Origin of the sequence: Nocardioides caeni (genome assembly GCF_004912195.1) — a bacterium.
Classification (GTDB): Bacteria; Actinomycetota; Actinomycetes; order Propionibacteriales; family Nocardioidaceae; genus Nocardioides; species Nocardioides caeni.
Genome location: NZ_STGW01000007.1, coordinates 380 through 20,111 on the forward strand (window position 1 = coordinate 380; position 19,732 = coordinate 20,111).

The 19,732-nt window shown below is 69.7% G+C and carries 22 protein-coding genes; 4 read left to right on the plus strand and 18 right to left on the minus strand.

Translation table 11 applies throughout. The features are described from left to right. Nucleotides 1-26 precede the first annotated feature (26 nt). The gene (gene ychF, locus E9934_RS11735; protein ID WP_136563088.1) at nucleotides 27-1,100 is read right to left on the minus strand and encodes a redox-regulated ATPase YchF; all 1,074 of its coding nucleotides are present in this window, start codon (nucleotides 1,098-1,100) and stop codon (nucleotides 27-29) included. An 80-nt stretch (nucleotides 1,101-1,180) separates the two neighbouring features. Next, nucleotides 1,181-2,026, minus strand: a complete 846-nt coding sequence (locus E9934_RS11740) for a M57 family metalloprotease (protein ID WP_136563089.1) — start codon at nucleotides 2,024-2,026, stop codon at nucleotides 1,181-1,183. A 178-nt stretch (nucleotides 2,027-2,204) separates the two neighbouring features. Between E9934_RS11740 and E9934_RS11745 the strand changes: the two genes are divergently transcribed. Together E9934_RS11745 and E9934_RS11750 are read left to right on the plus strand one after the other, a co-directional pair. Next, nucleotides 2,205-2,990, plus strand: coding sequence for an exodeoxyribonuclease III (locus tag E9934_RS11745; protein ID WP_136563090.1), 786 nt, complete (start codon nucleotides 2,205-2,207; stop codon nucleotides 2,988-2,990). A gap of 58 nt (nucleotides 2,991-3,048) precedes the next feature. Next, nucleotides 3,049-3,501: a DUF6542 domain-containing protein gene (locus E9934_RS11750; protein WP_136563091.1), complete on the plus strand. Its 453-nt coding sequence runs from the start codon at nucleotides 3,049-3,051 to the stop codon at nucleotides 3,499-3,501. On the opposite strand, the gene E9934_RS11755 is transcribed toward E9934_RS11750, so the two are convergent. The 10 genes from E9934_RS11755 to E9934_RS11800 form a co-directional block, all read right to left on the minus strand. Further along, on the minus strand, nucleotides 3,465-4,088 hold the full coding sequence (locus E9934_RS11755) for an L-threonylcarbamoyladenylate synthase (RefSeq protein WP_136563092.1): 624 nt from the start codon (nucleotides 4,086-4,088) through the stop codon (nucleotides 3,465-3,467). The genes E9934_RS11750 and E9934_RS11755 overlap by 37 nt on opposite strands. Before the next feature lie 17 nt (nucleotides 4,089-4,105). Continuing rightward, a complete protein-coding gene (locus E9934_RS11760) occupies nucleotides 4,106-5,122 on the minus strand; it encodes a 4-hydroxy-3-methylbut-2-enyl diphosphate reductase (RefSeq protein WP_193556904.1) in 1,017 nt (338 codons plus the stop codon). A 90-nt stretch (nucleotides 5,123-5,212) separates the two neighbouring features. Then, nucleotides 5,213-5,788 (minus strand): 50S ribosomal protein L17, encoded by a 576-nt coding sequence (gene rplQ, locus E9934_RS11765; protein WP_136563093.1) that lies wholly within the window; start codon nucleotides 5,786-5,788, stop codon nucleotides 5,213-5,215. 240 nt (nucleotides 5,789-6,028) lie between these two features. Beyond that, nucleotides 6,029-7,048: a DNA-directed RNA polymerase subunit alpha gene (locus E9934_RS11770; protein ID WP_136563094.1), complete on the minus strand. Its 1,020-nt coding sequence runs from the start codon at nucleotides 7,046-7,048 to the stop codon at nucleotides 6,029-6,031. A 130-nt stretch (nucleotides 7,049-7,178) separates the two neighbouring features. Then, complete coding sequence (gene rpsD / locus E9934_RS11775) at nucleotides 7,179-7,787, minus strand: 30S ribosomal protein S4 (RefSeq protein WP_136563095.1); 609 nt, start codon at nucleotides 7,785-7,787, stop codon at nucleotides 7,179-7,181. A gap of 32 nt (nucleotides 7,788-7,819) precedes the next feature. Then, nucleotides 7,820-8,221, minus strand: a complete 402-nt coding sequence (gene rpsK / locus E9934_RS11780; RefSeq protein WP_056750442.1) for a 30S ribosomal protein S11 — start codon at nucleotides 8,219-8,221, stop codon at nucleotides 7,820-7,822. Nucleotides 8,222-8,280: 59 nt separating this feature from the next. Continuing rightward, nucleotides 8,281-8,652 carry a 30S ribosomal protein S13 gene (gene rpsM, locus E9934_RS11785; RefSeq protein WP_136563096.1) on the minus strand — a complete coding sequence of 124 codons (372 nt, stop codon included), beginning with the start codon at nucleotides 8,650-8,652 and terminating at the stop codon, nucleotides 8,281-8,283. A gap of 177 nt (nucleotides 8,653-8,829) precedes the next feature. Continuing rightward, nucleotides 8,830-8,943 (minus strand): 50S ribosomal protein L36, encoded by a 114-nt coding sequence (gene rpmJ / locus E9934_RS11790; RefSeq protein ID WP_008361054.1) that lies wholly within the window; start codon nucleotides 8,941-8,943, stop codon nucleotides 8,830-8,832. A gap of 42 nt (nucleotides 8,944-8,985) precedes the next feature. Next, nucleotides 8,986-9,207 (minus strand): translation initiation factor IF-1, encoded by a 222-nt coding sequence (gene infA, locus E9934_RS11795; RefSeq protein ID WP_028656368.1) that lies wholly within the window; start codon nucleotides 9,205-9,207, stop codon nucleotides 8,986-8,988. Nucleotides 9,208-9,354: 147 nt separating this feature from the next. Continuing rightward, entirely contained in the window at nucleotides 9,355-10,404 is a 1,050-nt protein-coding gene (locus E9934_RS11800) for an LLM class flavin-dependent oxidoreductase (RefSeq protein WP_136563097.1), read from the minus strand. A gap of 87 nt (nucleotides 10,405-10,491) precedes the next feature. Between E9934_RS11800 and E9934_RS11805 the strand changes: the two genes are divergently transcribed. Both E9934_RS11805 and E9934_RS11810 read left to right on the plus strand, forming a co-directional pair. Then, entirely contained in the window at nucleotides 10,492-11,373 is an 882-nt protein-coding gene (locus E9934_RS11805) for an ABC transporter ATP-binding protein (RefSeq protein WP_136563098.1), read from the plus strand. Then, complete coding sequence (locus E9934_RS11810) at nucleotides 11,370-12,551, plus strand: ABC transporter permease (RefSeq protein ID WP_136563099.1); 1,182 nt, start codon at nucleotides 11,370-11,372, stop codon at nucleotides 12,549-12,551. Before E9934_RS11805 ends, E9934_RS11810 begins: the two co-directional genes overlap by 4 nt. A 5-nt stretch (nucleotides 12,552-12,556) precedes the next feature. Here the strand turns inward: E9934_RS11810 and E9934_RS11815 are convergent, their stop codons facing one another. From E9934_RS11815 to rplO, 6 genes are all read right to left on the minus strand, one after another. After that, nucleotides 12,557-15,106 carry an FHA domain-containing protein gene (locus tag E9934_RS11815; RefSeq protein ID WP_136563100.1) on the minus strand — a complete coding sequence of 850 codons (2,550 nt, stop codon included), beginning with the start codon at nucleotides 15,104-15,106 and terminating at the stop codon, nucleotides 12,557-12,559. Nucleotides 15,107-15,208: 102 nt separating this feature from the next. Beyond that, on the minus strand, nucleotides 15,209-16,369 hold the full coding sequence (locus E9934_RS11820) for an isochorismate synthase (protein ID WP_158294987.1): 1,161 nt from the start codon (nucleotides 16,367-16,369) through the stop codon (nucleotides 15,209-15,211). 2 nt (nucleotides 16,370-16,371) lie between these two features. Next, nucleotides 16,372-17,193, minus strand: coding sequence for a type I methionyl aminopeptidase (gene map, locus E9934_RS11825; RefSeq protein WP_136563102.1), 822 nt, complete (start codon nucleotides 17,191-17,193; stop codon nucleotides 16,372-16,374). Nucleotides 17,194-17,204: 11 nt separating this feature from the next. Further along, nucleotides 17,205-17,777: an adenylate kinase gene (locus tag E9934_RS11830; protein WP_202977279.1), complete on the minus strand. Its 573-nt coding sequence runs from the start codon at nucleotides 17,775-17,777 to the stop codon at nucleotides 17,205-17,207. Beyond that, nucleotides 17,774-19,084, minus strand: coding sequence for a preprotein translocase subunit SecY (gene secY / locus E9934_RS11835; protein WP_136563103.1), 1,311 nt, complete (start codon nucleotides 19,082-19,084; stop codon nucleotides 17,774-17,776). The genes E9934_RS11830 and secY overlap by 4 nt, the downstream gene beginning before the upstream one ends. A gap of 207 nt (nucleotides 19,085-19,291) precedes the next feature. Next, the gene (gene rplO / locus E9934_RS11840) at nucleotides 19,292-19,732 is read right to left on the minus strand and encodes a 50S ribosomal protein L15 (protein WP_136563104.1); all 441 of its coding nucleotides are present in this window, start codon (nucleotides 19,730-19,732) and stop codon (nucleotides 19,292-19,294) included.

The window sequence follows — 19,732 nt, forward strand, 5'->3', positions numbered from 1 at the left end:
CTGGCGCGACGCAGTCGCGTGACGGATCACACGTTGAAGCGGAACTCCACCACGTCGCCGTCGGCCATGACGTAGTCCTTGCCCTCCATGCGCACCTTGCCGGCCTCCTTAGCCTTGACCATGGTGCCGGCCGCGAGCAGGTCGTCGAAGGAGACGACCTCGGCCTTGATGAAGCCCTTCTCGAAGTCGGTGTGGATGACGCCTGCGGCCTGCGGGGCGGTGTCGCCCTTGCGGATCGTCCAGGCGCGCGACTCCTTGGGGCCGGCGGTGAGATAGGTCTGCAGGCCGAGGGTGTCGAAGCCGACGCGGGCCAGGATCTCGAGGCCGGGCTCGGTGACGCCGGCCTCGGCGAGGAACTCGGTCGCCTCCTCGTCGTCCAGCTCGATCAGCTCGGACTCGAACTTGGCATCGAGGAAGATCGCCTCGGCGGGGGCGACCAGCTCGCGCATCTGCTGCTTGAGCGCCTCGTCCTGCAGCTCGTCGGCGTCGCAGTTGAAGACATAGATGAAGGGCTTGGCCGTCAGCAGCGACAGCTCGCGCAGCAGGGCGCGGTCGATGAAGGTCGCGATGATCGGGGTGCCGGACTCCAGCGCCTCCTTCGCCTCCTTCGCCGCCTCCAGGTTGGCGACGAGCTCCTTGGCCTTGCGCGACTCCTTCTCCAGCCGAACGACCGCCTTGTCGACCGTCTCCAGGTCCGCGAGGATGAGCTCGGTCTGGATGGTCGAGATGTCGTTGCCGGGGTTGACCTCGCCGTCGACGTGGGTGACGTCCTCGTCGCGGAAGACGCGCGTCACCTGGCAGATCGCCGCGGACTCACGGATGTGGGCGAGGAACTTGTTGCCCAGGCCCTCGCCCTGCGAGGCGCCGCGCACGATGCCGGCGATGTCGACGAACTCGACGGTCGCCGGCAGGATCCGCTCGGAGCCGAAGATCTCGGCGAGCTGCGCGAGGCGTGGGTCGGGGACACCAACGACGCCGACATTGGGCTCGATGGTGGCGAACGGGTAGTTCGCCGCGAGGACGTCGTTCTTGGTCAGCGCGTTGAAGAGCGTCGACTTGCCTGCGTTGGGGAGACCGACGATACCGATGGTGAGTGCCACGGGGCGCGATTCTATGGCCGCACGACGAGGGGACCCGAATCTCCGTCCGGGCCCCCTCGCCGCGAGGGATCAGCGCAGCGTCAGGATCCGTAGAGCGCCCGCAGCCCGGCGGCGTCAGAGGCCTGGAACTCCAGGTCGCTCGAGCTGCCGTTGCACTGCGGGTAGTGCATGATCGACGCGGCGTCGTACGGCGTCAGGGGGCGCCAGTTGTTGTCCTCGAAGCAGGCGCCCGCCTCAGGGCGCGTGTGCTCGTGGCGGAAGCCGAGCACGTGGCCCAGCTCGTGGCCGAGGATGTCACCCGGCTCCCAGTTGCCGGACGACCAGATCGAGTCGTCGATGAGCACGTTGCGCTGCCGCTTCGAGGTGCTCGGGAAGAACGCGCGGGCGATGTACTGCGAGGTGCTGACCGGCTCGACGGAGAACACCACGCTGTTGTTGCGGACGTTGCAGCTGCCGTCCTGGCTGGTGACGTGGACGAAGTTGACCCGCGAGGACGCGGCCTCCCACAGTCCGGCGCCGGCGCTCATCGCGGCAGCCACGACGGCGTGCCGGCTGCCGAACCGGGTGCTGACGCAGTAGGTCAGGTTCGCGGCGGTGGCCGAGCTCCACTTGTCGTCGACGCCGCCGACCGTGTTGACGACGAGATCGGCGTCGTGGGTGTCGCGGTCGTGGTTGCCGAAGGGCAACCCCACCATCCGGTCGTAGAACGCCCGGAGGCCGGCCCTGGTCGAGACGACCTCGTCGCCGTTGACGACGTAGGCACCATCGACGTCGACGTAGGTGGCGGCCTCGAACTCCCTGAAGGTCGGAGCCTCGCCCGCCGTGTCGGCGCCGTCGGCTGCGGCCGAGGAGACGACGGCCCCCGCCAATGCCGCGACCAGGCACGCCGTGCCGGCGGAAATCCTGCTGATCCGAGTAGTCAACATCAAAGAACCTTTCGCCCGAGAGTGGATCGAGCACATCGAAACCCGCGTGAGCACCGACGGACAAGAGTTCTTGCGGTTCAAAAAGGCGCAGGGCCCGCGGCTGCACGAACGTGAGCCGCGGACGGGTTGCTCCCCGCCACCTGTCCGGCCGACGACCGACCACGGATAGCCTCTCCGGGTGCGGATCGCGACCTGGAACGTCAACTCCCTGCGCTCTCGGATCGACCGGGTGGAGGCGTTCCTGGAGCGCCATGACATCGACGTGCTCGCGCTGCAGGAGACCAAGGCACGCGAGGAGCAGCTGCCGCTGATGGGGCTCCAGGCGCGGGGCTATGACGTCGCCGCCCACGGCCTCAACCAGTGGAACGGCGTCGCGCTCATCAGCCGGGTCGGGCTGGAGGACGTCGCCGTCGGATTCCCGGGGCAGCCCGGTTGGGGCGACCCGACCGAGACCGAGGCGCGAGCTCTCGGCGCCACCTGCGGCGGAGTGCGGATCTGGAGCCTCTACGTGCCCAACGGCCGCAAGCCCGACGACCCGCACTATGCCTACAAGCTCGACTGGCTCACCCGCCTGCAGACGGCCGCAGCCGACTGGCTGGACCAGCCCACGGCACTGGTCGGCGACTGGAACATCTGCCCGACCGATGACGACGTCTTCGACGTCGCCCAGTTCAGGAACTCGACCCACGTCACCCCCGCCGAGCGAGCCGCGTTCCAGGCATTCCTCGACGGCGGCTGGCACGAGGTCACCCGCGCCCACGCCCCCGGCTACACCTACTGGGACTACTACCGCCAGCGCTTCGAACGCGACCGCGGCCTCAAGATCGACTTCGTGCTCGGCTCCCCCGCGCTGGCCGCGCGGGTGACGACCGCCTTCATCGACCGCGACGAGCGCGATCCCTCACTGGGGTCGACCTCTCCCTCGGACCACGCCCCCGTCGTGGTCGATCTCGCCGACGCCTGACCCGCCGGGAACGGCGCGGCACCGTCGACCGTCCCGGCTCCGGACCTACCGTGGACGGGTGACCAGCGTCCTCGCCCGCCGCGAGTTCGCCCGTGGCGAGGCCGCCGCGGGCGAGGTGGCGCGGCTGTTCGTCGCGCTGGTCATCACCATGGTGGCGCTCGACCTGGTGCTGTCGGCCGGACTCGGCCTGTTCTTCGATCTTGGCTTCGTCTGCCTCTGCGTGGGGGCTGGGCTGGCCGTTCGTCCCCACGAGTTCTTCACCGTCGGCGTGCTGCCGCCCCTGACGATGCTCCTGGTCGTCGCGCTGGTGGCGATCGGCGACCCCGCCGCCGTTGCCGACGCCGAGGACGGGTTCGTGCAGGCCACCGTGACGGGCCTGTCCCGCCACGCGATCGCGCTGGTGCTGGGCTACGGCGCCTGCCTCGGCCTGCTGTCGCTGCGGCACTCGGCTGCCACGGACCCGCAGGGCCCCGATCAGGCGAGGAAGCGGTCCGGGTCGCCCGCTCCGTGACGGATGACCTCCGGCGCACCTTCCGACCAGTCCACGACGGTGGTCGGCTCCGCCGGCGTCTCGCCTGCCTCGACGACGATGTCGACGTCGTGGTCGAGGTCCTCCTTGATCTCCCAGCCCATCGTGCGCGGCTCGGACTCGCCGGGGAGGATCAGCGTCGAGGTCAGCAGCGGCTCACCGAGCTCGGCCAGCAAGGTCTGCACGAACACGTGGTCGGGGATCCGGACCCCGACCGTGCGCTTCTTGGGGTGCAGCAGGCGCTTCGGCACCTCCGGCATCCCCGGGAGGATGAAGGTGTAGGGACCGGGCGTCGCCGCCCGGATGGCGCGAAACGCCACGTTGTCGACGTGGACCATCTGGCCCAGCTGCGAGAAGTCCCGGCAGACCAGCGTGAAGTGGTGCTTGTCGTCGAGCCCGCGGATCCGCAGGATCCGGTCGCGACCCTCGCGGTTGCCGATGCGGCAGCCCAGCGCATAGCCGGAGTCTGTCGGATAGGCGATCAGGGCGTCGTCGTTGAGGGCGTCGACGATCTGCTGGATGACCCGCGGCTGCGGGTTGTCCGGGTGGACGTCGAGATAGCGGGCCACGAGGTCCTCCTCGGACGCTAGAGCCGGACGGCGGTCTTGGTGCTGCGACCGGCCGCCTTGAGGTCACGGTGCAGCTCCTTGGGGAGCGAGAATGCCAGCGTCTCCTCGGCCGTCTGGACGGCCCGCGCGTCGGGGTAGCCCCGCTCGGCGAGATAGGCCAGGACCTCGGTGACGAGGTGGTCGGGGACCGAGGCGCCCGACGTGACACTGACGGTCGCCGCCCCGTCGAGCCAGGACTCGTCCAGCTCGGACACGTCGTCGATGCGGTAGGACGCCTTCGCGCCCGCCTCCAGCGCCACCTCGACGAGCCGCACCGAGTTGGACGAATTGGCGGAGCCGACGACGATCACGAGGTCGGCGGCGGCGCCGATCTCCTTCACCGCGACCTGCCGGTTCTGGGTGGCGTAGCAGATGTCGTCACTCGGCGGGTCCTCCAACTGGGGGAACTTCGCCCGCAGCCGTCGCACCGTCTCCATGGTCTCGTCGACGCTGAGGGTGGTCTGGGAGAGCCACGCCAGCTTGGCGTCGGCGGGGAACTCGAGCCCGGCGACATCGTCCGGATGCTCGACCAGGACGGTCTGCTCGGGTGCCTCGCCCGCCGTACCCTCCACCTCCTCGTGACCGGCGTGTCCGATCAGCAGGATGGTGTAGCCGTCGGCCGCGAAGCGGACCGCCTCGCGGTGCACCTTGGTCACCAGAGGACAGGTCGCGTCGATCGTCTTCAGCTCACGCCGCGCGGCCTCGTTCACGACCGCGGGAGAGACGCCGTGGGCGGAGAACACCACGCGCGCACCGGCAGGGACCTCGTCGAGCTCCTCGACGAAGATCGCGCCCCGCGCCTCCAGGTTGGCGACGACGTGCTTGTTGTGGACGATCTGCTTGCGCACGTAGACCGGGGCGCCGTAGAGGTCCAGCGCCTCCTCGACGGTGACGACCGCGCGGTCCACGCCGGCGCAGTAACCGCGAGGGTCGGCGAGGAGCACCTGCCGCTCGCCGTCCTCGATGAGGCGCGGGGTTCCGAGGTCGATCGTCATGGTTCCAGTCTATCGAGGGGTCGGGGAGCAGCCGAAAAGGCGGACACCCCGCCGCGACGCGCGCGGCGGGGTGTCCCAAGGATCCGTGGATCAGGCCTTCTCGGAGTCCTCGGCGGTCTCCTCGTCGGCAGCGGCGGTGTCCTCCGCGGCCTCGACCGCAGCCCCCTCGGTCTCGAGGACCTCGGTCGGCTCGGCCTCGGTGATCACGTCGGCCTCGGCCTCGGTGGCCTCCACCGGCGCCTCCTCGACGGCCACGGGTGCGGCGGTCCCGGTGCTCGGCGCGGACGGCGCGAACGCCTCGGTCACCAGCTCGATGACAGCCATGGGGGCGTTGTCGCCCGCACGGTTGCCGATCTTGGTGATCCGGGTGTAGCCACCGGGACGCTCGGCGAAGGTCGGCGCGATCTCGGTGAAGAGGACGTGCACGACGCCCTTGTCACGAATGACCTTGAGGACCTCACGACGCTGGTGCAGCGGGTTGTCCCCGTTGTGCGCCTTGCGCGCCTTGGTGATCAGCTTCTCGGCGTAGGGCCGCAGGGTGCGGGCCTTGGCCTCGGTGGTCGTGATCCGGCCGTGCTCGAAGAGCTGGGTGGCCAGGTTCGACAGGATCAGCCGCTGGTGAGCAGCCGAACCGCCGAGGCGGGCACCCTTCTTGGGCTTGGGCATTGCTGTCTCTCTTTCCTGCCCGGCCGTATGAGGTACCGGGGATCAGTTCCGGCCGTGTCAGGTACCGGAGTTTCAAGGGGGTGGTGCTGTGTCGTGCTGCGGCCAGACCAGGTCTGGACCTACGCGGGACAACTGCCGCGTGGCAGCGTGTCGCCCCTGCGGCGAAGCCGCTCGGATGGCGAGCCTGGGCCCGCAGGGCCCGGGCGAGTCATCCGATGGGCGACACGCTCACGCCATCAATCAGAACTGCTCGTCCTCGACGAACGAGGCGTCGTCGTCCTCGTCGCCGTAGGCCGCGAGGGCGGCCGACGGGTCGAAGCCGGGGGCGCTGTCCTTGAGGGACAGACCCATCTCGTGCAGCTTGGCCTTGACCTCGTCGATGGACTTCGCACCGAAGTTGCGGATGTCCAGCAGGTCCTGCTCCGAGCGGCTCAGGAGCTCACCCACGGTGTGGATGCCCTCGCGCTTGAGGCAGTTGTAGGACCGGACGGTCAGCTGCAGGTCCTCGACCGGGAGGGCGAGGTCGGCGGCGAGCTGCTCGTCGACGGGCGACGGGCCGATGTCGATGCCCTCGGCCTCGACGTTGAGCTCACGGGCCAGGCCGAAGAGCTCGACCAGCGTCTTGCCGGCCGACGCGATCGCGTCGCGGGGCAGGATCGACGGCTTGGTCTCGACGTCGATGACGAGCTTGTCGAAGTCGGTGCGCTGCTCGACACGGGTGGCCTCGACCTTGTAGGTCACCTTCAGGACCGGGCTGTAGATCGAGTCGACCGGGATGCGGCCGATCTCGTTGTCGGCGCCCTTGTTCTGGACGGCCGAGACATAGCCGCGGCCACGCTCGACGACGAGCTCGAGCTCGAGCTTCGCGTTGTCGGAGAGGGTGGCGATCTTCAGGTCGGGGTTGTGGACCTCGACGCCGGCCGGCGGCGCGATGTCGGCACCCGTGACGTCACCGGCACCGGACTTGCGCAGGTACATCGTGACGGGCTCGTCGTGCTCGGAGGAGACGACGAGGCCCTTCAGGTTGAGGATGATCTCCGTGACGTCTTCCTTGACGCCCTCGATGGTCGAGAACTCGTGGAGGACGCCGTCGATCTTGATGCTCGTGACCGAGGCACCGGGGATCGAGGAGAGGAGGGTACGACGCAGCGAGTTGCCGAGCGTGTAGCCGAAGCCGGGCTCGAGCGGCTCGATGACGAAGCGCGACCGGAACTGGTCGACGGTCTCCTCCGACAGGGTGGGGCGCTGTGCGATGAGCACTTGTTTCTTTCCTTTCCGGGCCGACCGCTATATGAGGACCCAGACGTGGTGCGGAATGGGGAGAAGAAGTGGCGGGGACCACACTGCCCGCCCCGGCGTCTCCGTGGAGGGAGCCGGGGCGGGCGCGTGATCACTTCTTGGAGTAGTACTCCACGATGAGCTGCTCCTGGATGGGCAGGTCGATCTGCTCACGGGTGGGGACCTGGTGGACCAGGATCCGCATCCGCGTCGGCAGGGCCTCGAGCCAGGCCGGGACGATCCGCTCGCCGTGGGTCTCCCGAGCCACGATGAACGGGGTCATCTCGAGCGACTTCTCGCGCACGTCGATGATGTCGTACTGGGTGACCTGGAACGACGGGATGTCGACCTTGCGACCGTTGACCAGGAAGTGACCGTGGGTCACCAGCTGGCGAGCGTGGCGGCGGGTGCGGGCGAAGCCGGCACGGTAGACCACATTGTCGAGGCGGCACTCCAGGAGCTGGACGAGGTTGTCGCCGGTCTTGCCCTGGCGACGGGCAGCCTCCACGTAGTACTTGTGGAACTGCCGCTCCAGCACGCCGTAGGTGTAGCGGGCCTTCTGCTTCTCCTGCAGCTGGTTGCGGTACTCGCTCTCCTTGATCCGCGCGCGGCCGTGCTGGCCGGGGGGGTAGGGGCGCTTCTCGAAGGCAGCGTCGCCGCCCACGAGGTCGACGCCGAGACGGCGCGACTTCTTGGTGAGAGGTCCGGTGTAACGGGCCATGGTGGTATCTCCTCTAAGTCCTGGTCAGACGCTCAGACGCGCCGGCGCTTCGGCGGGCGGCAGCCGTTGTGCGGGGCGGGGGTCACGTCCTGGATGGTGCCGACCTCGAGGCCGATCGCACCCAGGGAGCGGATCGCCGTCTCGCGGCCCGAGCCCGGGCCCTTGACGAAGACGTCGATCTTCTTCATGCCGTGATCCATCGCCCGACGGCCCGCGGCCTCAGCGGCCATCTGAGCGGCGTACGGGGTGGACTTGCGGGAGCCCTTGAAGCCGACGGTGCCGGCAGAGGCCCACGAGATCACCGCACCGGTCGGGTCGGTGATCGTGACGATCGTGTTGTTGAACGTGCTCTTGATGTGGGCCTCGCCCTGAGCGACGTTCTTCTTCTCCTTGCGGCGCACCTTCTTGGCGCCCGCGCGAGCCTTGGGAGGCATGCGTTATCTCCTTCGAGGAAGTCTGGTCGTGAGTCCGTGACGAGCCGGGAGGGCTCGGGTCACTTCTTCTTCTTGCCGGCAACCGTGCGCTTCGGGCCCTTGCGGGTGCGAGCGTTGGTCTTGGTGCGCTGACCGCGGACCGGAAGGCCCATGCGGTGACGGCGACCCTGGTAGCTGCCGATCTCGATCTTGCGGCGGATGTCGGCCTGAACTTCGCGACGGAGGTCACCCTCGATCTTGAAGTTCGCCTCGATCTCGTCGCGGAGCTTGACCAGCTCCTCGTCACCCAGCTCGTGGACGCGGAGGTTCGGGCTGACGCCGGTGGCCTCCAGCAGCTGCTGGGCGCGGGTACGGCCGATGCCGTAGATGTAGGTGAGAGCGACCTCGATGCGCTTGTCGCGCGGCAGGTCCACTCCGACGAGGCGAGCCATGGTGGCTTCCTTTCGAACTGCACGGTGGTGTGGTCGTGATGCGTCCAGCTGGTCGTGCTGTTGGGTGCCGGCTCCGGCCATCCGCTCCGGAGGTGGTTCACCGCTGTCCTGGGACGGCGGCTAAGCAATCACGTAGATGTCGTATTCAGTTGTGGGCCCGGGGCCGTGCGGCGGGGCTCAGCCCTGGCGCTGCTTGTGGCGCGGGTTCTCGCAGATCACCATGACGCGGCCGTGGCGACGGATCACCTTGCACTTGTCACAGATCTTCTTCACGCTCGGGTTGACCTTCATGTCAGCCCTTTCTTGCTAGTGGCGGGACAGGTGAGCGGTGGCTCACTTGTAGCGGTAGACGATCCGCCCGCGAGACAGGTCGTAGGGCGAGAGCTCCACCACCACGCGGTCCTCGGGGAGGATCCGGATGTAGTGCTGACGCATCTTTCCGCTGATGTGAGCGAGGACCTTGTGGCCGTTGCTCAGCTCGACGCGGAACATGGCGTTCGGAAGGGCCTCCACGACGGAGCCCTCCATCTCGATGACGCCTTCTTTCTTCGCCATGCCGTCCTTCTGGTTGGGGATGTCTACCGGCGGTCCGGGAACCTCCGTGCCACGCTGCGTGACGCGGTGGACCTCGCAGGGCGTGCACCACACACGGAACCCACGTTGGACCGACACGCCAGTCTATGGTCCGGCGCGTCGCAGGAACTAATCGGCGAGGAGCTGCAGCGTGCGCTCGCGCGCCCTGGCGGAGCGGGGGTCGGCGCCCGCGAAGGCCGACCCGACGGGGTTGACCATCACCTCGTCCACGCCGTACGACGCCGCGAGGTCGGCCAGCTGCGCGCGGGCCGTGGCCGGGTCGCCGATCACCCAGCGCCGGCGCATCGCCTCGACGAGCTCGTCGTGGCCCGGCGGCAGGCCCGCGTCGACGATGGTCTCGGCGTCCTCGACGAGCCGCTGGGCCGCCAGGGGCGCGCCGGTGCGCAGGGACAGCATCTGCAGCAGCTGCGGCAGCGCCAGGCGGTGGGCCTCCTCGGCGGTGTCGGCCACGGAGACGTTGACGGTGAGGAATGTCCGGGGCTCGTCGAGGAGGTCGGAGGGCTGGAAGGTGGAGCGGTAGAGGTCGAGCGCCTCCGCCGTTCCGGAGCCCGAGAAGTGGTGGGCGAAGACGTAGGGCATCCCCTTCGCCGCCGCCATCCGGGCGGAGTAGTCCGAGGAGCCGAGCAGCCAGATCTCGGGCACGCTCGTCGCCCCGGGCGTGGCCCGCAGGACGTGCTGGCGGCCCCGGAGGGCCAACCCGACGCCGGCAGGCTCCATCATGGCGAGCACGTTGTCGACGTACTCCGGGAAGCGGGTGACGGCCTCGTCGCTCACGCCGCCGGCGCCGTGCCGCAGCGCCCAGCTGGTCACCGGGTCGCTGCCCGGCGCTCGACCGATGCCGAGGTCGATGCGGCCGGGGAAGGCGGCTTCGAGGAGGGCGAACTGCTCGGCGACCACCAGCGGGGCGTGGTTGGGGAGCATCACTCCCCCGGAGCCGACCCGGATCCGCTCGGTGGCGGAGGCGATGAGACCGATGAGGACCGGCGGGTTGGTCGCCGCGACGGCCGGCATGTTGTGGTGCTCGGCGATCCAGTAGCGGCGGTAGCCGAGTCGGTCGGCCGCGCGGGCGAGGTCGAGGGTGGCGGCGAGGGCGTCGGCCGACGTCTGGTCGCTGCGCACCGGGACGAGGTCGAGGACGGAGAGGGCGAGATCAGGCATCGAGGACCCAAGGCTCGCGAGGGCGCTGACATTCCCGACGGCGCCGGTGGACGGGCCACGCAGCCGCTCGTTGGCTACGGTCGACCCATGCTCGAGGTGATCGGCCTGACCCGTCGCTTCGGCGACCTGCTGGCCGTCGACGACGTGTCCTTCTCGGTGCCGGCAGGCGGCCTGACCGGGTTCGTCGGCGGCAACGGCGCCGGCAAGACCACCACCATGCGGATGGTGATGGGCGTGCTCGCGCGCCACGCCGGCGAGGTGACCTGGCAGGGTCGGCCGGTGACGGACGAGGACCGGCGCCGTTTCGGCTACATGCCCGAGGAGCGTGGCCTCTATCCGAAGCAGGCGATCCTGGACCAGCTCGTCTATCTCGCCCGCCTGCGCGGTCTCGACGCAAGTCGCGCGCGCACCGAGATCGGCGAGCTGCTCGAGCGGTTCGGCCTCGGTGGTCGGACCAGCGACCCGCTGGAGAAGCTGTCGCTGGGCAATCAGCAACGGGTGCAGATCGTCGCCGCCCTCGTCCCACGACCCGACGCGCTGATCCTCGACGAGCCGTTCTCCGGGCTGGACCCGACGGCCATCGAGGCCATGGCCGATCTGTTGCGCGAGCGCGCCGCCGAGGGCGTGCCGGTCGTCTTCTCCTCCCACCAGCTCGACCTCGTCGACCGTCTCTGCGACCGGCTGGTGGTGATGGCGCGCGGCCGCGTGGCCGCCCAGGGCACGGCCGACGAGCTGCGGGCCGGTGCGCCGGTGCGCTACCGACTGCGGCTGGAGGCGGACGCCGGCTGGACGGCCGAGGTCCCGGGCATCTCGCTGCGCGAGCACGACGGCGTCGACGCACTGGTCGAGGTGGCCGAGGCCGGCGCGGAGCAGGAGCTGCTGCGGCAGGCGAGCGCCCGCGGCGCGGTCCTGGACTTCGGCCGGGTGGTTCCCCGGCTCAGCGAGATCTACCGCGAGGTGACGGCATGACCACCCCGAACCCCCCGGTCTGGCGGGTCGTCGCAGCGCGGGAGGTCGCGGTCAAGCTGAAGGACAAGTCCTTCGTGCTGGGCTCGCTGACGACGCTGGCGATCATCGTCGCGCTCATCGGACTGCAGGTCTTCCTCGACAGCCGGACCGACACCCACGACATCGCGGCGACCACGCCGGAGGCCGGACGCCTGGTCGAGGCGATCGCCGCGGCCGCACCCGAGATCCAGGACGGCGTCGCGATCACCCTTGTCGAGGAGGACGACGATGGGGCCGCGCGCTCCGCCGTCGACGACGAGGACGTGGACGCCTGGCTGACCCAGGACGACGACGGCGGCTGGCGACTGGTGACCAAGGACGACGCAGACTCCACGCTGCTCACCATCATCGAGAGCGTCGTCCGGGCCGAGGTGCTCGCGACCAACGCCGAGGACGCCGGCACGAGCGTCGCCGAGCTGACCGCCGGCACCGAGCTGACGACCGAACAGCTCGAGGGAAACCCCGAGCTCTCCGAGCTCCAGGACATCCTCGGCTTCGCGCTGGCGTTCATGTTCTACCTCGCCTCGATCATCTTCGGGATGACGCTGGCCCAGAGCATCACCGAGGAGAAGCAGTCCCGCATCGTCGAGATGATCGCGGCCGCCGTACCACTGCGGCAGCTGCTCGCCGGCAAGATCGTGGGCAACACGGTGCTGGCGGTGGCGCAGATGGCGATCTATGTCGCGATCGGGCTGGTGGGGTTGAGCTTCACCAGCTTCGGCGACCTGGTCCCGGGCGTGACCGGCACGATGGTGGGGTTCCTCGCCTTCTTCCTCGTCGGCTTCCTGGCCCTGTCCTGCCTCTGGGCGGTGGCCGGCGCCCTGGCCAGCCGCAACGAGGACCTGCAGTCCACCTCGACCCCGGTCACGATGCTGCTGATGCTGGTCTTCCTCGGCTCCGCCTTCCTCGAGGGACGATGGGAGACGATCGGCTCGTTCATCCCGCCGCTGTCGGCGGTCGCCATGCCGGTCCGTCTCGTCAACGAGGACGCCACGTGGTGGGAGGCGGCGATCGCCCTCGGGCTGCTCCTCGCCCTCGCAGCGGCGCTGGTGGCGATCGCCGAGCGGATCTATCGCCGTGCGCTCATGCAGACTGGCGGCAAGCTGTCGATGCGACAGGCCTGGCAGCTCGAGGAATGACCGGGTCAGTCGTCCGCGGTCGCCGAGCGCCGGGCGAGGACCAGGCCGATGCCGAAGGCCATCAGACCGAGGACACCCAGCACCATCAGGTCCATCAGGTAGTGGCCGGCACCGGCACGGATGATCCAGTCCTCGGGGTCGTCGCCGACCTTCGGCGGCAGCTCCATCGCCGACGCGCTCGCGGCGTAGCCCCAGCGTGACGGCGCGAGCCACGCGATCTGCTCGAGCAGCGCGCGGCCGGCCACCTGGAAGAGGGCACCGGACAGCACGAGCTGGAGCATCACGACCCCGACCAGTGCCGGCATCGTCTGCTCGTTGCTGGTGACGACCGCGGAGAGCGCAAGGCCGACGACGGCCATCGTGAACGCCAGGGCCCCGATGGCGATGGCGACCCGGACGGTGCCGAGGCCACCGTCGGCACCCGGGGCGCCGACCGTGGCGAGGAAGGTGACGACCAGACCCTGCACGAACGCAGCAGTGCCGAGGACCATCACCTTGCTGGTGAAGTAGAGACCGGGCGAGAGGCCGACGGCGTACTCCCGCTTGAAGATGGGTCTCTCCCCCACGAGCTCACGGATGGCGAGGGCCGTGCCCATCAGGCAGGCGGCGACGATGAGCACCGTCAGCCGGGTCTTGGCGTCGGCGGAGGACTCCCCCGCCGCGGCCGCCTCCGCGACCGAGAAGCCGAAGTCGCCGGGCACGATGCGGCTGAGTCCGCCGAGGATCAGCGGGAGCAGGAGCAGCATGCCGAGGAGAAGGCGGTCGGCGAGCACGACGGCGAGGTTGCGCTTGACGAGGGTGGCGAGCTGGCGCGACGCCGACTGACGCGGCGGCGCGGGGACCCCGGCGCCGTATGACTGCTGCGGCATGGCGGAGGTGTCGACGGCGTGCTGCGGCACGGGGATGCGCTGCCACAGGTCCGGGTCGTCCAGCAGGTCGAACACCTCGGGATAGTTGGTCTTGCCGAAGTGGGCGAGCACGCCGCTGGGCGGACCGAAGTAGGCGATCCGGCCGCCCGGGGCGAGCACGAGCACGTTGTCGCACACGTCGAGGGCCAGGACGGAGTGCGTCACGACCATCACGACGCGGCCGTCGTCGGCCAGCCCGCGGAGCTGCTTCATGACCTCAAGGTCCAACCCGGGGTCGAGTCCCGAGGTCGGCTCGTCGAGGAAGAGCAACGGCGGCGCCGTCAGCAGCTCGGTGGCGATGGAGACCCGCTTGCGCTGACCTCCGGAGAGCTGGGTGCCGATCCGGTTGTCCATCCGCTGCACCAGCTGCAGCTGGTGGGCGACCTGATCGACGCGTGCGTCCCACTCCTGCGCCGTGGTGTCGGGGGGCAGCCGCAGCTCGGCCGCGAACCGCAGGCCCTGCCGGACCTTCAGCTGCGGGTGCAGGATGTCCTGCTGCGGGACGAGGCCGATCTGGAAGCGCAGCTGGTCGTAGTGCTGATAGAGGTCGTGTCCCTGCCAGATCACCCGTCCGTGGCTGGCCGGCTTCAGGCCGGTCAGGGCACCGAGCAGCGTCGACTTGCCTGCGCCGGACGGGCCGATCACCGCGGTCAGGCTGCGGGACTCCAGCTTGAACGAGATGTTCTCGATCAGCCGTTTGCCACCGGCGACGACCTGGGTCAGCCCGTCGGCATAGAGGGTCAGCTCGTGCGCGGTCTGGGAGGCGACCAGCTGGTGCCCGTCCCAGCGGAAGGTCTGGTTGCCGACGATCACCTCGGAACCGACGGGCATCTGGACGGCGCCCTGGACCCGGTGGCCGTTGACGAAGGTGCCGTTGAACGAACCGAGGTCGTGCAGCACCGCCAGCGACGTCGCCGTCGGCGGGTCGAGGCGCGCATGCCGGCGGCTCACCAGCGCGTCGTCGAGCACGATGTCGTTGCCGTGGTCGCGGCCGATCGTCAGCGACCGACCGGCCTGCAGGTGCTGCGGCAGGACGACCGAGTGCCCGTGCGGCAGCTGCCCCGGAGGGAGTACGCCGGCAGGCCGCCAGGCGTCCGCGGGGGCTCCGCTGGCCGGGAGCTGCGGCGGCGGGAGGTTGCGCCAGAACTCCCCGGCCGGAGCCGGCTGGCCCTGCTGGCCCTGCTGACCCTGCTGGCCCTGATGGCTGGGGTGCCCGGCCGTGGACGGCGTTGCGGGCACCGGGCGGGAGGAGACCGGCGGCACCTGTGCTGACGGTGACGGTGCTGACGGTGACGGTGCGGACGGGGGCGCCTGCCGATAGGGCGGCGGCTGGGGCGCCGGGGCACCCGTCCCCTGCCCGACGAGCACGGTCAGGACGACGGCCTCACCTGCCGGACCGCCGAGGTTGAGGCTGACTGCTCCACCGGTGAGCGGCAGCCGGGTGACCCGCTGGCCCGCGACGAACGTGCCGTTGGTGCTCGCGTCGACCACGACCCAGGCGCCGTTCTCGACCTGCAGGAAGGCGTGGTGGCGCGAGGCGCGGACATCGGTCACGGGGACGTCGCAGTCGAGCTCTCGACCGATCACCACCCGTGGTCCGTCGAACGTGCGGGTCGTCCCCGACCACTGCACCTGGATTCGGTCCACTGGTGGTCATCCTCGTCGGTCGGCTCGGGAGCGGGCTTTCGGCCTTGAACACTAACGGATCAGGCCGGTGACCGAGATGAGTTCCGATGTCCGGCCGAGCCTTCACCCACCGGGCGGGGTGAAGCCGGTCACGCGGGCCATCGTGGTGAGCTTCGCGCCGGTCTCACGGACCTCAGCGGCTGGGTCCGACCCGGCGACGATGCCCGCGCCCGCGAAGAGCCGTAGTCGCTCGCCGTCGAGGACGGCGGCGCGGATGGTGATGGCGAACTCGCCGTCGCCGACGGCGTCGACCCATCCGACGCAACCGGCGAACCAGTCGCGCAGGTCACCTTCGAGATCGGCGATCACGGCGTTGGCGGCGGCCGTCGGCACGCCACCCACGGCCGGCGTCGGGTGGAGCAGCTGGGCCAGCCGGAGTGCGCTGGGGCCCTCCGTGCCATCGGCCAGGCGGGCGCGGATCGGCGTGGCGAGGTGCCACACGGTGTCGGTCGACATCAGCTCGGGCGTCGCGGGATGCTCGATCTCCACGCAGACGTCCTCCAGCGCGCGGACGATGGCCTCGACCACGAAGGCATGCTCGGCGAGGTCCTTGGCCGAGTCACGGAGCCCGTCGGCCCGCCGGGCGTCCTCGGTCGGATCATCCGACCGCGGCACCGAGCCGGCGAGCGGCGTGCAGGAGATCTCGCGTCCGGAGCGGCGCACGAGCAGCTCGGGGCTGGCGCCGACGAGGATCGGGCCGTCGAGGGGCGTCGCGCCGTCTGCGGTGCCGGCAACCAGGGGCACACTGAAGACGTAGCGGCCGGGCCGCGTCGTCAGCAGCCGGTCGATGATCTCGGCCGGCACCAGGCTGGGCGTGCTCACGACGTCGAGGCAGCGGCCCAGGACGACCTTGTGCAGGTCGCCCGCGGCGATCTTGTCGAGCGCAGCCTCGACCATCCCGGCGTACTGCTCCGGCGTGGGGAACTCGGTGACCTCGTAGCGGCGCTCGACCGCCTCGACAGGGTGCCGCCGCAGGGTGCGTTCGGCGCCCGTGACGACGTGCGCCAGCCCCGGTGCCCCGGCGGCGAACGACAGCGCGACGAGCGCCCGCTCCCCCGGCGCGAGAACGGCGCGGACCTCCTCAGCCCAGCCCGGGTCCGCGCCGTCGGGGGTCGACCACGTCCGCCGTACACCGTCGGCAACGTAGGCCAGCTCGCCGGAGGCGAAGAGGAGCGGCCGCTCGGCCAGCGCTGCCGGGGTGATCGGCGTCGGGTCGTCGCCCACGCTCACTCGCCGCCGTAGGGGACGCCGAGCGCCTCGAGCCGCTCGCGACCGCCGTCCTCGGCGGTGAGCACCCAGACGCCGGTGTCGGTGAGGGCGAAGGTGTGCTCGAAGTGGGCGGCCCAGCTGCCGTCGGAGGTCACGACGGTCCACTCGTCGTCGGCGAGGTCGGTGCGCGGTCCACCGAGCGTGATCATCGGCTCGACCGCGAGTGCCATCCCCTGCTTGAGCCGCGGGCCGCGACCGGCACGTCCCTCGTTGGGGACGTCGGGGTCCATGTGCATCTCGCTGCCGATGCCGTGGCCGGTGTAGCCGCTGACGATGCCGTAGGCGCCGCGGGAGCGGACGTGGGACTCGACGGCGTGCGAGATGTCGCCGACCCGTCCGCCGACCGACGCGGCCGCGAGGCCGCGCCACAGCGACTCCTCGGTCACCTGCATCAGCTCGGCGACCTCGGGGCGCACGTCTCCGACGGCGACAGTGATCGCGGCGTCACCGTGCCAGCCGGCCACGATCGCGCCACAGTCGATGGAGATGATGTCGCCGTCGACGAGAGGGCGGTCGCCCGGGATGCCGTGCACCACCTCGTCGTTCACCGACGCACAGATGGTCGCCGGGAAGGGCGGATGCCCGTAGCCGAGGAACGACGGGGTCCCGCCGCCCGCGCGGATCGTCTCCTCCGCGAGCGCGTTCAGCTCCGCAGGGGTCACCCCGGCCCGCACGGCGTCGCGCAGCACGCCCAGGGTCTGGCCGACCAGGAGCCCCGCTGCGCGCATGGCGCGCACCTGCTCGGGACTCTTGATCTCGATCCGGTGGTCGAAGAACACCGCGGTGCGGCTCAGTCCTGGAGGTCGTCGAGGGCGGCGAAGATCCGCTGCTGGACCTCGTCGATCTCGCCCATGCCGTCGACGCGCACGACGATGCCACGCTCGTCGTAGACCGCGATCAGCGGCTCGGTCTCCTCGGCATAGACCTCGAGCCGACGCCGGATGACGTCCTCGGTGTCGTCGGCGCGACCCTCGATCTCGGCCCGCTTGAGCAGGCGAGCGACGACAGCCTCCTGGTCGACGGTCAGCACCAGGACGGCGTCCAGGTCGTGCTCTCCGGCCTTGAGCATGCCGTCGAGCTCGGCGACCTGCGCGAGGGTGCGCGGGTAGCCGTCGAGGAGGAAGCCGCCTGCGGCGTCCGGCTCGGCGATCCGACTGCGGACCATGTTGTTGGTGACCTCGTCGGGGACGTACTCACCGGCGTCCATGTATCGCTTGGCCTCGACACCCAGCGGCGTGCCGCCGCTGACGTTGGCGCGGAAGATGTCGCCGGTCGAGACGGCCGGGACGGAGAAGTGATCGGCAACAGCCTTCGCCTGGGTGCCCTTGCCGGCACCCGGCGGGCCCATGATCAGAAGCCTCAACGCAGGAATCCTTCGTAGTTGCGCTGCTGGAGCTGGCTCTCGATCTGCTTCACCGTGTCGAGTGCGACGCCGACCATGATCAGGATGGACGTTCCGCCGAACGGGAAGTTCTGGTTGGCCTCGATCATCACGAACGCGATCAGCGGGACGAGGGAGATCATGCCGAGGTAGAGAGCGCCCGGGAGCGTGATGCGGGACAGGACGTAGGACAGGTAGTCCTGGGTCGGCTTGCCCGCCCGGATCCCGGGGATGAAGCCGCCGTACTTCTTCATGTTGTCGGCCACCTCTTGCGGGTTGAAGGTGATCGACACGTAGAAGTAGGTGAAGAAGATGATGAGGAGGAAGTACGCCGCCATGTGGGCCGGGTGGCTCTGGTCGACGAAGTACTTGTTGAGCAGCTCGATCGCGCGGTTGGGGTCCGGGTTGTTCTGGTTGAACTGGACCGCCATCGCCGGCAGGTAGAGCAGCGAGGACGCGAAGATGACAGGGATGATGCCGGCCTGGTTGACCTTCAACGGGATGTAGGTCGAGGAGCCGCCGAACATCTTGCGCCCGACCATCCGGCGCGCGTACTGCACGGGGATCCGGCGCTGGGCCTGCTCGATGAAGATGACGGCCGCGACGATGACCAGACCGATCGCGATGACAACACTGAAGACCCACCAGCCCTGGGTGATCTTCACCTGCCACAGCGAGGCCGGGAAGGTCGCGATCACCTGGCAGAAGATCAGGATCGACATGCCGTTGCCGACGCCACGCTCGGTGATCAGCTCACCGAGCCACATGATGACGGCCGTGCCGGCGGTCATCGTGACGACGAGCACCAGGAACGCCTGGGTGCCGCTGTCGTGCAGCAGGTCCAGCGTGCACCCGGTCAGCAGGTTGCCGCTGCGCGCGAGCGCGACGATGCCGGTCGCCTGCAGCACGGCCAGGCCCAGGGTGAGGTAGCGCGTGTACTGCGTGATCTTCGTCTGACCGGCCTGGCCCTCCTTCTTGAGGGCTTCGAGGCGCGGGATCACGACGACGAGCAGCTGCAGGATGATGCTCGCGGTGATGTAGGGCATGATGCCGAGCGCGAAGATCGTCAGCTGGAGCAGCGCACCACCCGAGAACAGGTTCACCAGACTGTAGAGACTGGCGTTCTCGCCGTTCTGGGCGATGTCGATGCACTTCTCCACGTTGGAGACGTGGACACCGGGAGCAGGGATCTGCGAGCCGGCCCGGAAGATCACGATGACCAGCAGGACGAACAGCAGCTTGCGCCGCAGGTCCGGGGTCCGGAAGGCGTTCACGAACGCGCTGAGCACTCGGGTCCTCTTTCTACTCCAGGAAACCGCTTCGCCGGTCGGCATGGCACGACTGCGGCGATGGCAAGCGGCCGCGGGAAGCCTAACAGGGGGGTTGTTGCAGCTGCGCTGCGCTCCGGACCGGTGTCCTCACCGGCTCCGAGCCGCAGATGCGCGAAGGGCGCGGTACGCCGGCCGTGGCCGGCGTCCGCGCCCTCCGCGATGCGATCACAGGACCGTGACGGTCCCGCCGGCGCCCTCGATCTTCTCCTTGGCAGAGGTCGAGAACGCGTTCGCGCTCACAGCAACCTTCACGGTCAGGTCGCCCTGGCCCAGCACCTTGACGGGCTGGCCCTTGCGGACCGCGCCGCGAGCCACGAGGGTCTCCGGCGTCACGTCACCACCCTCGGGGAACAGCGTGCTGATCTTGTCGAGGTTGACGACCTGGAAGGTCACCTTGAACGGGTTCCGGAAGCCCTTGAGCTTCGGCAGCCGCATGTGCAGCGGCATCTGGCCACCCTCGAAGGCCACCGGGACCTGGTACCGGGCCTTGGTGCCCTTGGTACCACGACCGGCGGTCTTGCCCTTGGAGCCCTCACCGCGACCCACGCGGGTCTTGGCGGTCTTGGCACCCGGGGCAGGGCGCAGGTGGTGCAACTTGAGAGTCAT